9 protein-coding genes are annotated in these 12,476 nt (G+C 73.8%); 6 read left to right on the top strand and 3 right to left on the bottom strand.

Annotated elements, in window-relative coordinates; all coding sequences use genetic code 11:
* Positions 1 to 73: 73 nt before the first annotated feature.
* Complete coding sequence (locus WCD41_RS11270; protein WP_337713522.1) at positions 74 to 3,007, top strand: FAD-binding and (Fe-S)-binding domain-containing protein; 2,934 nt, start codon at positions 74 to 76, stop codon at positions 3,005 to 3,007.
* A gap of 42 nt (positions 3,008 to 3,049) precedes the next feature.
* On the opposite strand, the gene WCD41_RS11265 is transcribed toward WCD41_RS11270, so the two are convergent.
* On the bottom strand, positions 3,050 to 4,216 hold the full coding sequence (locus tag WCD41_RS11265) for a MalY/PatB family protein (protein ID WP_337713521.1): 1,167 nt from the start codon (positions 4,214 to 4,216) through the stop codon (positions 3,050 to 3,052).
* On the bottom strand, positions 4,217 to 5,635 hold the full coding sequence (gene pyk / locus WCD41_RS11260) for a pyruvate kinase (RefSeq protein ID WP_337713519.1): 1,419 nt from the start codon (positions 5,633 to 5,635) through the stop codon (positions 4,217 to 4,219).
* A gap of 87 nt (positions 5,636 to 5,722) precedes the next feature.
* Between pyk and WCD41_RS11255 the strand changes: the two genes are divergently transcribed.
* From WCD41_RS11255 to WCD41_RS11235, 5 genes are all read left to right on the top strand, one after another.
* Positions 5,723 to 7,078, top strand: coding sequence for an AI-2E family transporter (locus WCD41_RS11255; protein ID WP_337713518.1), 1,356 nt, complete (start codon positions 5,723 to 5,725; stop codon positions 7,076 to 7,078).
* 78 nt (positions 7,079 to 7,156) lie between these two features.
* Positions 7,157 to 7,642 carry a hypothetical protein gene (locus WCD41_RS11250; RefSeq protein ID WP_337713517.1) on the top strand — a complete coding sequence of 162 codons (486 nt, stop codon included), beginning with the start codon at positions 7,157 to 7,159 and terminating at the stop codon, positions 7,640 to 7,642.
* A gap of 63 nt (positions 7,643 to 7,705) precedes the next feature.
* Positions 7,706 to 8,545 (top strand): DUF4097 family beta strand repeat-containing protein, encoded by an 840-nt coding sequence (locus WCD41_RS11245; RefSeq protein ID WP_337713516.1) that lies wholly within the window; start codon positions 7,706 to 7,708, stop codon positions 8,543 to 8,545.
* 96 nt (positions 8,546 to 8,641) lie between these two features.
* Positions 8,642 to 8,779 carry a hypothetical protein gene (locus tag WCD41_RS11240; protein WP_337713515.1) on the top strand — a complete coding sequence of 46 codons (138 nt, stop codon included), beginning with the start codon at positions 8,642 to 8,644 and terminating at the stop codon, positions 8,777 to 8,779.
* Positions 8,780 to 8,788: 9 nt separating this feature from the next.
* A complete protein-coding gene (locus tag WCD41_RS11235) occupies positions 8,789 to 10,000 on the top strand; it encodes a cytochrome P450 (RefSeq protein ID WP_373695116.1) in 1,212 nt (403 codons plus the stop codon).
* On the opposite strand, the gene WCD41_RS11230 is transcribed toward WCD41_RS11235, so the two are convergent.
* Positions 10,001 to 12,445, bottom strand: coding sequence for a RelA/SpoT family protein (locus WCD41_RS11230; RefSeq protein ID WP_337713513.1), 2,445 nt, complete (start codon positions 12,443 to 12,445; stop codon positions 10,001 to 10,003).
* Positions 12,446 to 12,476: the final 31 nt, after the last annotated feature.

The raw sequence follows: 12,476 nt of genomic DNA, 5'->3' as shown, positions 1-12,476 counted from the left end.
GCCCGGAGGCCCGGAAAGTGCTCACATGGGGGAGAACTTGCGCCGGAGCCGGGGGCGCGCAGAGAGTCGTGCGGTGGCCACGGTCGACCTGCCCTCACCCCGCACGCGCCCGCAGAGCCCGGCGGAGGCGCTCGAGCGTTCGCTCGCCGCGCGCGTCGACGGCGAGGTCCGCTTCGACGCCGGCTCGCGCGCCGCCTACGCGGTCGACGCCTCGAACTACCGCCAGGTCCCCATCGGCGTCGTCGTGCCGCGCTCGATCGACGCCGGCGTGGAGGCGCTGGCCGTGTGCCGCGAGCACGACGTGCCCGTGCTCTCCCGCGGCGGCGGCACGAGCCTCGCCGGCCAGTGCTGCAACGCCGCGGTGGTGATCGACTGGTCGAAGTACTGCACGCGGATCGTGTCCGTGGACGCCGACGCGCGCACCTGCGTCGTCGAGCCCGGCATCAAGCTCGACGACCTCAACGCCGCCCTGCCCGGCCGGCTGATCTACGGCCCGAAGCCCGCCACCCACGTCAGCTGCACGCTCGGCGGGATGATCGGCAACAACTCCTGCGGCTCCACCGCGCAGGTGTTCGGCAAGGTCTCCGACAACGTCCGGCGCCTCGAGGTGCTCACCTACGACGGGCTGCGGTGCTGGGTCGGGCCGACGACCGAGGACGAGTACGCGGCGATCCAGGCGGCGGGCGGGCGGCGCGCGGAGATCTACCGCGGGCTGCGGGCGATCGCGGAGGACCACGCGCAGCTCGTCGCCGAGCGCTTCCCCGACATCCCGCGGCGGGTCTCGGGCTACAACCTCGACGACCTCGTGCCCGGGTCGTCGTTCGACCTCGCCCGGGCCCTGGTCGGCTCGGAGTCGACGCTGGTCACGGTGCTGCACGCGGAGCTCGACCTCGTCGTCGAGGCGCCCGCGACCGCGCTGGTCGTGCTCGGGTTCCCCGACGTCGTGGCCGCCGCGCGCTGCGTCGACGCGATCCTGCCCCACGCCCCGCACTTCCTGGAGTGCATCGACCGCAACATCGTCGAGTTCGAGCGCGCCAAGGGCGTGCACCAGCGGGCGATGGCCGCGATGCCCGAGGGCCACAGCTGGCTGATGGTGCAGATGCGCGACGACGACGCCGGGCGTGCGGTGGCGCGTGCCGAGGCCCTGGCGGCGGCCCTCGCGGAGCACGGGCCCTCGATCCTCACCGTCACCGACCGCGCCGAGCAGGCCGAGTTGTTCGCGATCCGGGAGTCGGCGCTGGCCGTCTCGGCCCGCGACCCGCGCACCGGCGTCGACAACTACGAGGGCTGGGAGGACGCGGCACTGCCCACCGACCGGCTCGGCGACTACCTCGCCGAGTGGGTCGCGCTCGTCGACGAGTACGGCTTCACCGAGGGCACGGCGATCTACGGGCACTTCGGGCACGGCTGCATCCACACGCGCATCCCGTTCGACCTGCGGACCCCCGCCGGCGTCGCGGACTACCGCACGTTCATGGAGCGCTCGGCCGACCTGTGCGTGAAGTACGGCGGCTCGCTCTCGGGCGAGCACGGCGACGGCCAGTCACGGGGCGAGCTGCTCGAGCGGATGTACGGGCCGGAGCTCGTGCGCGCCTTCGAGTCGGTGAAGGCGCTGTTCGACCCGCGGAACCGCATGAACCCCGGCAAGGTCGTCCACCCGTACCGCCTCGACGAGCACCTGCACGTCGGCGCCGACTACGACCCCGCCGAGCCGGACTCGGCGTTCTCCTACCCGTCCGACGACGGGCGCTTCACCCGCGCGATCGAGCGCTGCATCGGCGTCGGCCGGTGCCGGCGCACCGACGGCGACGTGATGTGCCCCTCGTACCGGGTCACCGGCGAGGAGCACCACTCCACGCGTGGGCGCGCCCGGCTGCTCTGGGAGATGCTGCGCGGCCACGCGGACTCGCCGATCCGCGACGGCTGGCGCTCCACCGAGGTCCGCGACGCCCTCGACCTGTGCCTCGCGTGCAAGGGCTGCCTGTCCGACTGCCCGGTCAACGTCGACATGGCGACCTACAAGGCGGAGTTCCTGCACCACCACTACGAGCGCCGCCAGTGGCGCCGCCCGCGCTCGCACCTGTCGATGGGCTGGCTGCCGGCGCTGGCGCGGGTCGCGTCACCGCTCGCGCCCCTGGTCAACCGCGTGACGTCGTCCCGGGCCGCCGGGCTGCTCAAGCGGGCCGGCGGCATCGACCAGCGCCGCGCGATCCCGGCGTTCGCGACGCCGCGGTTCTCCCACTGGTACCGGGCGCGGGGGCCGCGAGGCACCGGCGAGCGCGGCGAGGTGCTGCTCTGGCCCGACACCTTCACCGAGTTCCTGCACCCGCGCGCCGGCGCCGACGCGGTGCGGGTGCTGGAGGCGGCCGGGTTCCGGGTGCGGTTGCCGGGTCGCGAGCTGTGTTGTGGCCTGACCTGGGTGACGACGGGCCAGCTCGACGTCGCGGCGCGGGTGCTCGGGCGCACGCTCGACGCGCTGGCCCCGGCCATCGGGGCGGGGATGCCGATCGTCGGGCTCGAGCCGAGCTGCACCGCGGTGTTCACCGACGACGCGCCGAACCTGCTGCCCGGGCCGCGCGCCGACGCGGTCGCCGCGGCGACCACGACGCTCGGGCGACTGCTCGCCGAGCGGGCGCCGGACTGGGCACCGCCGGGGATCGCGGGCCGCGAGGTGATCGTCCAGCAGCACTGCCACCAGCACGCGACCGGCGGCTACGGCGCGGAGACGGCGGTGCTGCAGCGCGGGGGCGCCGAGGTGGAGGTGCTCGACTCCGGGTGCTGCGGGCTGGCGGGCAACTTCGGCTTCGAGCAGGGGCACTACGAAGTGTCGGTGGCCTGCGGGGAGCAGGTGCTGCTCCCCCGGGTGCGCGCGGCGTCCACGGGGACGGCGGTCGTCGCCGACGGCTTCTCGTGCCGGACGCAGATCGACCAGCTCACCGAACGCCGCGGCGACCACCTCGCGACCCTCCTCGCCAGCGGCCTCCCCCCGGAACCCCTCCCCTGGTGATCCCATGTGAGCGAACTTGGGGCCTATAGGCCCCGAGTTCGCTCACATACCCCGGATGGCCGAGCGGAGGCGGGCGAGGGCGTCGGTGAGGACGGGGCGGGACATCGCGAGGTTGAGGCGCATCCCGCCCCGGCCGGCGTCGCCGCACGCCGCGCCGTCGGTCATGACCACCCCGGCCTCGCGGGTGAAGAACGCCGACGGGGGCTCGTCGAGGCCCAGACCCCGCGCGTCCAGCCACGCGAGGTACGTCCCGTCGGGGACCGTCACCGCGATCCCGGGCAGGTCGGCCGCGGCGAGCAGGGCGCGGTTGCCGTCGAGGTAGGCCAGCACCTCGTCCAGCCAGGCGCGCCCGTCGCGGTAGGCCGCCGTGGTCGCGAGCACCCCGGGGGTCGCGGTGCCGTGCTCGGCGAGGTAGCCCGTCGCCGTCCAGTGCTCGGCGTCGGCGGCGTTGGACAGGATCACCTGCCCGCACTTGAGGCCCGGCAGGTTCCACGCCTTCGACGCCGACGTCGCCGTGACCGTGTGACCCGCCGCCGCGTCGGAGATCGTCGCGTAGGGCCGGTGGCGCGCGTCCCCGAACGTCAGCGGCGCGTGGATCTCGTCGCTGAACACCCGCGCGCCGTGCCGCTCGACGACCTCCGCCACGGCCGCCAGCTCGTCCGCGTCGAAGACCCGGCCGGTGGGGTTGTGCGGCGAGGTGAGCACGAGCAGGCCCGCCCCGTCGGCGAACCCGCGGTCGATCGCCTCGAGGTCGAGCACCGGACGGCCCGACGCCCGCCCCATCGGCACCTGGAGGAGCTCGCGGTCGAGCATCCCCGGCACCGTCAGGAACGGCATGTACGCCGGTGTCGGCAGCAGGATCGCGCTGCCCGGCCGCGTGAAGTGCCGGACGGTGGCGGTGAAGGCCGTCAGCACGTCGGGCACCGGGCGCACCCACGCCGGGTCGGGCGCCCACCCGAAGCGCTCCCCCCAGAACGCCGAGCACGCCACCGCCATGTCGTCGACCCACCCGTCGGGCAGGTAGCCGAACGCCGACGCGTCCGCCGACCACCGCACCGCGTCGGCGACGGCCGGCGCCACCGGGTAGTCCATCTCCGCGACGAACGCGCCGATCAGGCCCCGGCCGTGGGACTCCCCCGGCGTCGACCACTTCCAGGACCCGCCGGCCCGCATGTGCTCGGCGGTGAGGGCGTCGAACGGATGCGCCACTTAGCGGCTGTCCTCGCCGATCTTGTGGACGCGCAGCAGGTTGGTCTTGCCGACCGTGCCGGGCGGGGAGCCGGACACGATGACGACGAGCTCGCCCACCGCGAAGCGCCCGATCTCGAGCAGGCACCCGTCGACCTGGCGGATCATCGCGTCGGTGGTGTCGGCCCAGTCGACGAGGAAGGTCTCCACCCCCCACGAGAGCGACAGCTGGCTGCGGACCTCCGGGATCGGGGTGAACGCCAGCACCGGCAGCCGGGTGTGCAGCCGCGCGAGGCGCCGCACCGTGTCGCCGGTGCGCGTGAACGCGACCAGCGCGCGGGCGTTGAGCCGCTCGCCGATGTCGCGCGCCGCGGTGGTGACGACGCCCCGCTGGGTGCGCGGGATGTGCTGGATCGGCGGCACCGACGCGGGCCCGACCTCGACGGCGGCGACGATGCGCGCCATCGTCTGCACCGTCTCGATCGGGTAGTCGCCGACGCTCGTCTCCCCCGAGAGCATCACCGCGTCGGCGCCGTCGAGCACGGCGTTGGCGACGTCGGAGGCCTCGGCCCGGGTCGGCCGGAAGTTGTGGATCATCGACTCGAGCATCTGGGTGGCGACGACCACCGGCTTGGCGTTCTCGCGCGCGATCTGCACCGCGCGCTTCTGCACCAGCGGCACGTCCTCGAGCGCCAGCTCCACGCCCAGGTCGCCGCGCGCGACCATGATCGCGTCGAAGGCCAGCACGATCGCCTCGAGTGCGTCGACCGCCTCGGGCTTCTCCAGCTTCGCGATCACCGGCAGGCGCGAGCCCGTCTCGTCCATGATCTTGTGGACCAGCTCGGCGTCGGCGGGCGAGCGCACGAACGACAGGGCGATCATGTCGACGCGCAGCCCCAGCGCGAAGCGCAGGTCCGCCTCGTCCTTCTCGCTCATCGCGGGCGTCGACACCGCGGTGTTGGGCAGCGAGATGCCCTTGTTGTCCGAGACGCGCCCGCCCTCGACGACCTTCGCGACGACGTCGCGGCCCTCGACGGCCGTGACCTCCAGCGCCACGTTGCCGTCGTCGACCAGCAGCGACTCGCCGGGCCGGCAGTCGTCGGCGAGGCCGGCGTAGGTGGTGGACACCCGGTCGTGGGTGCCCTCGACATCCTCGGTGGTGATGCGCACCGTCTCGCCCGTCGCCCACATCTGCGGGCCGTCGACGAACCGGCCGAGGCGGATCTTCGGGCCCTGCAGGTCGGCGAGGATGCCGACCGCGCGCCCCTCGGAGTCGGCCGCCTCGCGCACGAGGCGGTAGACGCGTTCGTGCTGCTCGTGACTGCCGTGGCTGAAGTTGAGACGGGCGACGTCCATCCCGGCGCGGACGAGGTCGCGGATGGCCTCCGGTGAGGACGTCGCCGGCCCCAGCGTGCACACGATCTTGGCTCGTCGGCTCACGGCCCCATGCTAGACCGTTCTGCACCGATCCAGCAGCCGCGGTGCGACCGCGACCCGCCGTCCGGGCCGCCGGACTAGGGTGTTCCGATGAGCATGCCGTCGCCGGAGCCGACCGGGGATCCCGGGCCGACCGCGCGGAGACGGACCGGCGCCGAGCCCGACACCCCGCCCGACATCCCGGGCGACCCCGGACCACCGAAGGACATCGGCGATCTGCCGGGCGCGAAGACCGTCGACCGCGGACCCGAGGCGGTCATCCGGCCCGCGCGCCGGTGGGAGGTCCCGGTCGCGCTGGAGATCGCCAGTGGCCTCGCGTGGCGCGTCCTGCTCCTGGCCACGGCCGGCGCGATCGTCGTCTACGTCATGGGGCTGCTCTCGGCGGTCCTCGTCCCGGTGGTGCTCGCCGTCATCGCCGCCTCCCTGCTCGCGCCCGAGGCCCACGCGCTGTCGCGCCGCTGGCGCCACGTGCCGCACGCCCTCGCCACCGCCCTCGTCCTGTTCGCCGGCATCGCGGTGGTCGTCGCGGTGTTCTACGGGGTGGTGCTGGCGTTCATCTCCGGCCTGCCGGACCTGACCACCCAGCTCACCGCCAGCCTCACCGGCATCCAGGGCTGGCTGCGCACGGGCCCGCTCGGGCTGAACAACGAGCAGTTCACGGCCATCGGCAACCAGGCCATCGCCTACCTCCAGTCGAGCCAGGCGACGCTGGCCAGCAGCGCGCTCGGGGCCGTCGGCACGGTCGGTGAGCTCTTCACCGAGATGCTGCTGACGCTGTTCACGCTCATCTTCTTCGTCTACGACGGCGGCCTCGTCTGGCGCTTCGTGCTCTCCGGCGTGCCGAAGGCCGCGCGCAACCGTGCGGACGTGGCTGGGCGCCGGGCCTTCGCGTCGCTGGTCGGCTACACGCGGGCGACGCTGCTCGTCGCCGCGGCCGACGCCGTCACCGCGGGCGTGGGGCTGTGGCTCATCGGGGTGCCGCTCGCGGTCCCCCTGGCGGCACTGATCTTCTTCGGGGCGTTCGTCCCGACCCTCGGCGCCGTGGTCACCGGCGTCGTCGCCGTGCTCGTCGCCCTCGTCAGCGGCGGGCTGACCGACGCCCTGCTCGTGGTCCTGCTGCTCATCGCCGTGCAGAACATCGAGGGCTACATCCTCCAGCCCCTGCTCCTCGGGCGGTCGATCAAGCTGCACCCGCTGGCGGTCGTGCTGCCCATCGCCTGCGGCCTCGTCATCGCCGGCATCCCCGGGGCGCTGCTCGCGGTCCCGCTGGTGACGGTGCTGGACTCCGGCATCCGCTCGCTGGTGCGCCCGTCCGACGGCCCGGGCCTCGACCCGGCCACCGTCGACCCGCTCGACCCCCGGTCGGCGCGCCCGGAGTGGCACGAGGACGCCCCGACACGCACGGGCCTGCGCGGCCTCTTCCGCCGCCGCGGCGCCAGCACCTGAGCCATCGTGGCGCCACTACAGCGCCACAATGACGCCAAGAACCTTGCGTATGGCGCCACGATGCGCCATCGTGGCGTCATGCAGCTGAACGTCTACGTCGACCGGCTCCGCGAGGAGTTCGCGGCCGCCGCCGAGGCCGCCGGCGACGACGTCCGGGACGTCGCCGAACGCCTCGTCTCGCCCCTCGACGCGGCCACCCGCCTCGTGCTGCTCGAGGCCCTGGCCGCCGCCACCGAGGAGATCACCCTCGACCTGGCCCCCGGCTCGGTGCACCTGCGGCTGCGCGGCCGCGATCCCGACTTCGTCGTCACCCCGGCCACCGCGCAGCCCGCACCGCACGCGCCGACCCCCGCCGAGCCGGAGAGCCACGCACCCCTCGACGGCCCGTCGGCCCGCGTCAACTTCCGTCCCCCCGAGAGCCTCAAGGCCCGCGTCGAGGAGGCCGCCGCCCGCGACGGCCTGTCCGTCAACACCTGGCTCGTGCGCGCCGCCACCGCCGCGCTCGGCCCGCGCTCCGACGCCACGCCCCGGCCCGCCGCCCGCGGCGGCGGCTGGTTCGGCTGATCACCCGAGAACACCCGCCCGCGAACTCACGGGGTCCACCGGACCCCGAGGAGGCGATGACCCGTGCCCACCTTCGACACCCCCGCGCCCATCACCGCCACGATCGACCTCCCGATCGGCGACATCCGCATCGTCGCGACCGACCGCCCCGACACCACCGTCGAGGTCCACCACAGCCCCGCCGACCGCGCCGAGGCCGAGGCGATCAAGATCGAGCTGCTCGGGGACGAGCTCCGCGTGCAGGGCCGCAAGCTCGGCCTCCGCGCCCTGCGGATCCCGACCCCCGGGCGCTCGCTCGAGGTCGAGATCGGCCTGCCGACCGGCTCCGCGATCAGCGCCCGCACCACCTACGGCGCCATCCAGGTCGAGGGGCGCGTCGCCGGGTGCCGCGCGCAGGCCACCTACGGCGACGTCCGCCTCGAGGACGCCGGCGCCGCCGACCTCGCCACCGGCTACGGGCAGGTCCGCGTGACCGGCACCGTCGAGGGCGACGCGACGGTGAACGCCGACCACGGCGACGTGCGCCTGCACCGGATCGGCGGCGACGCCGACCTGACCACCAAGCACGGCACCGTCCACGTCGACGACGCCGCCGGCACCGTCCGCGTCACCGGCGTGCACGGCGACCTCGAGGTCGACGCGGCCGCCGGCGACGTCACCGCCCGCAGCGCCTACGGCGCCGTCCGCCTGGGCCGGGTGATGCGCGGCGAGGTGTCGCTGACCAGCACCCACGGCCGCCTCGAGGTCGCCGTCGACCCCGCCAGTGCGGTGTGGCTGGACGCCGACACCGGCGGCCTGGTCCGCAACGCGCTCGAGGCCCGGCCGGGACCCGAGGGCTTCGCCGAGACCGTCACCGTGCACGCCCGCTCCCGCGACGGTGACGTCGTGGTGCGGCGCGCCTGAACGACCCACCACCTCACCCCGCACCACCCGCGGACCGCGCCCGGGGCGCCGTCCGCCGGTCCCGCCTGCCCGCATGCCTCCCGGAAGGACCAGGTCATGACCAGCGAACCCGCGATCAGTGTCGCGGACCTGCACCACGCGTACGGCTCGCAGACCGTGCTGCGCGGCCTCGTGATCACGGCGGCGAGCTGGCTCTGGCCCCAGCGCCTCTACGCCACCCGCACCGACCGCTGAGAGGTCACCGTGCCCGAACCGACCACCACCCCCCGCAGCCTCCCGACCGAGCGCGACGCCGGCCCGTTCGACCCACCGAGCGCGATCAGCCGGATGCGCGACGCACGGCCCGTGTGCCCCATGGTCTTCCCGGACGGACACCGGGGCTGGATCGTCACCGGTCACGACGCCGCCCGCCGGCTGCTCGCCGACGGCCGGTTCAGCTCCCGGCTCGACCTCGGCGTCCTCCACGTGCCCTACGAGACCCCCGGCATGCCGGCCGCGACCGAGCCGTCCCCACCGGTGCCCGGCCTGTTCGTCGCCATGGACCCGCCGGACCACACCCGCATGCGACGCAAGCTCGCGGGCGCGTTCACCGTCCGGCGCATGCGGCAGCTCGAGGACCACATCACCGACGTCGCCGAGCGGGCGCTCGACGCGATGGCCTCCCGGACGCCGCCCGTCGACCTCGTGACGGAGTTCGCGCTCCCGGTGCCGTCCCTGGTGATCTGCGAGCTTCTCGGCGTTCCCTACGCCGACCGGGAGGACTTCCGGGCGCACTCGTCGGCGTTCCTCCTGCGCGACCAGACCCTCGAGGAGAAGGGAGCCGCGTACGGCGCCCTGACCACCTACCTCGCGGAGCTGGTCAGGCGGAAGCGCGCCGACCCCGGCGACGACCTCCTGTCCGACCTCGCCCGGGACGACGACCTCAGTATCGAGGAGCTGACCGGGTGCGCGTTCCTGCTGCTGCTCGCGGGGCACGAGACCACGGCCAACCTGCTCGCCCTGGGCACGTTCGCGCTCCTCGAGCACCCCGACCAGCTCGCCGCGCTGCGCCACGATCCGGACCTGCTGCCCGGTGCCGTCGAGGAGCTCCTGCGGTACCTCTCCGTCGCCGACGTCTTCTACCGCTACGCGACGGAGGACCTCGAGCTCGGCGGCGAGACCATCCCCCGCGGCGCCACGGTCGTCGTCTCGCTGCTGGCCGCCAACCACGACCCGGCCCGCTTCGCCGACCCGGACACCCTGGACGTCCGCCGCGCGGCCCGCGGCCACCTGTCGTTCGGCCACGGCGTCCACCAGTGCCTCGGACAGCAGCTGGCGCGCGTCGAGATGCGCGCCGGGCTCGGCGGGCTGCTGCGCCGCTTCCCGACACTGGAGCTCGCCGTGCCGGCCGCCGAGGTGCCGCTGCGCACCGACATGAACGTCTACGGCGTCCACGCCCTGCCGGTCAGCTGGTGATCAGCTCGCCGAGGTCACCCGGTAGACGTCGTAGACGCCCTCGACGTTGCGGACCGCCTTGAGGACGTGGCCGAGGTGCTTCGGGTCGCCCATCTCGAAGGAGAACCGGCTGACCGCCACGCGGTCGCGGGACGTCGTCACCGACGCCGACAGGATGTTGACCTTCTCGTCGGCGAGGACCTTGGTGATGTCGGAGAGCAGGCGGTGCCGGTCGAGGGCCTCGGCCTGGATCGCGACGAGGAACAGCGCGCTCGAGGACGAGGCCCAGTGGACGTTCACGAGGCGCTCGGGCTCGCTGCGCAGCTCGTCGGCGTTGGTGCAGTCGGTGCGATGCACGCTGACCCCGCCGCCCCGGGTGATGAAGCCGAGGATGCCGTCGCCGGGCACCGGCGTGCAGCAGCGCGCCAGCTTGATCCACACGTCGGACGAGCTGTCGCTCTCGTCCATGTCGTCGATGACGACGCCGACGTCGCCGGTGCCGCGGCGACGCTGGACCGTCGACGGGGTGGCGCGGTCGGCGAGGTCCTCCTCGTTCTGCTCGACGCCGCCGAGCAGCGCGACGAGGCGCTGCACGACATGGCGGGCCGAGACGTGGTGCTCGCCGACGGCGGCGTAGAGCGACGAGACGTCCTGGTAGCGCAGCTCGTGGGCGAGCGCGGTCATCGAGTCGGCGGAGACGAGGCGCTGCAGCGGCAGGCCGGTGCGGCGGGCCTCGCGGGTGATGGCCTCCTTGCCGCCCTCGATCGCCTCCTCGCGGCGCTCCTTGGCGAACCACTGCTTGATCTTCTGCTTCGCCCGCGGCGAGGCGACGAAGGACAGCCAGTCGCGCGACGGGCCGGCACCCTCGGCCTTCGACGTGAAGATCTCGACGACCTCGCCGTTCTCGAGCTCGCGCTCGAGCGCGACCAGCCGGCCGTTGACCCGGCTGCCGATGCACTTGTTGCCGACCTCGGTGTGCACCGCGTACGCGAGGTCGACCGGCGTCGAGCCGCTGGGCAGCGTGATCACGTCGCCCTTGGGCGTGAACACGAAGATCTCGCGGGTGGCCAGGTCGTAGCGCAGCGACTCGAGGAACTCACCGGGGTCCGCGGCCTCGCGCTGCCAGTCGAGCAGCTGGCGCATCCACGCCATCTCGTCGAGCTCGAGGGTGCCGTCGCCGGCCCCGACCGCGGTGCCGTTCTTGTGCCCGCCCTTGGCCTCCTTGTAGCGCCAGTGCGCGGCGATGCCGTACTCGGCGGTGCGGTGCATCTCGTGGGTGCGGATCTGCACCTCGAGGGGCTGCCCGTCCGGCCCGATCACCGTGGTGTGCAGCGACTGGTAGACCCCGAAGCGCGGCTGGGCGATGTAGTCCTTGAACCGGCCCGGCATCGGCTGCCACAGCGCGTGGACCATGCCCATCGCGGCGTAGCAGTCGCGCACGTCCTCGACGAGCACCCGCACGCCCACCAGGTCGTGGATGTCGTCGAAGTCCTTACCCTTGACGATCATCTTCTGGTAGATCGAGTAGTAGTGCTTCGGGCGGCCGAGCACCTCGGCCTTCACCCGCGCCTCGGTGAGCTGCCCGGAGACCTCGTCGATCACCTTGCGCAGGTAGGTGTCGCGGCTGGGCGCGCGGTCGGCGACGAGGCGGACGATCTCGTCGTAGCGCTTGGGGTGCAGGATCGCGAACGCGAGGTCCTCGAGCTCCCACTTGACCGTGGACATCCCCAGCCGGTGGGCCAGCGGGGCGAGCACCTCGAGCGTCTCGCGGGCCTTCTTGGCCTGCTTCTCCGGTTTGAGGAAGCGCATCGTGCGCATGTTGTGCAGCCGGTCGGCCAGCTTGATGACGAGCACGCGCGGGTCGCGCGCCATGGCGACGACCATCTTGCGGATGGTCTCGGCCTCGGCGGCCGCGCCGAGCTGGACCTTGTCGAGCTTGGTGACGCCGTCGACGAGGTGGGCGACCTCGGCACCGAAGTCGGCGGAGAGCTTGTCCAGCGAGTACGCGGTGTCCTCGACGGTGTCGTGGAGCAGCGCGGCGACCAGCGTCGTGGTGTCCATCCCCAGCTCGCCGAGGATCGTGGCGACGGCGAGCGGGTGCGTGATGTACGGGTCGCCGCTCTTGCGCATCTGACCGTCGTGGTGCTGCTCCGCGGTGTCGTAGGCCCGCTGCAGCGTGCCCATGTCCGCCGACGGGTGCAGCTCGCGGTGGACCGCGGCCAGCGGCTCGAGCACCGGCTTGACGCCGCCGGAGCGCTGCGCGGTGATGCGCCGGGCGATGCGGGCGCGGACGCGCCGTGTGGCCGACGGCGGGCGGGTGGCGCTGACGGGAGGCGTGGGCGAGAGCCCGGCGGCGTCGAGGACGGCGTCCTCGCGGGCCGACCCGGCGGTGTCCGGCCCCGGCTCCTGCGCTGCGTCCTGACCAGGGGCGAGCGGCCTGCCCGCGGCGTCGACGTCCTGGCTCACGCGTCGTCCCTCCCTCCGGACGAGCGAGGGG

It is taken from the genome of Actinomycetospora aeridis (assembly GCF_037400275.1).
GTDB lineage: Bacteria > Actinomycetota > Actinomycetes > Mycobacteriales > Pseudonocardiaceae > Actinomycetospora > Actinomycetospora aeridis.
Note: the sequence above shows the minus strand (reverse complement) of the source record. Positions and strands in the feature narration are given on the sequence as shown.

Coding starts and splice junctions, on each gene's coding strand:
- WCD41_RS11255 (WP_337713518.1), top strand. CDS start 5,723: ATGAGCATGCCGTCGCCGGAGCCGACCGGGGATCCCGGGCCGACCGCG.
- WCD41_RS11250 (WP_337713517.1), top strand. CDS start 7,157: ATGCAGCTGAACGTCTACGTCGACCGGCTCCGCGAGGAGTTCGCGGCC.
- WCD41_RS11240 (WP_337713515.1), top strand. CDS start 8,642: ATGACCAGCGAACCCGCGATCAGTGTCGCGGACCTGCACCACGCGTAC.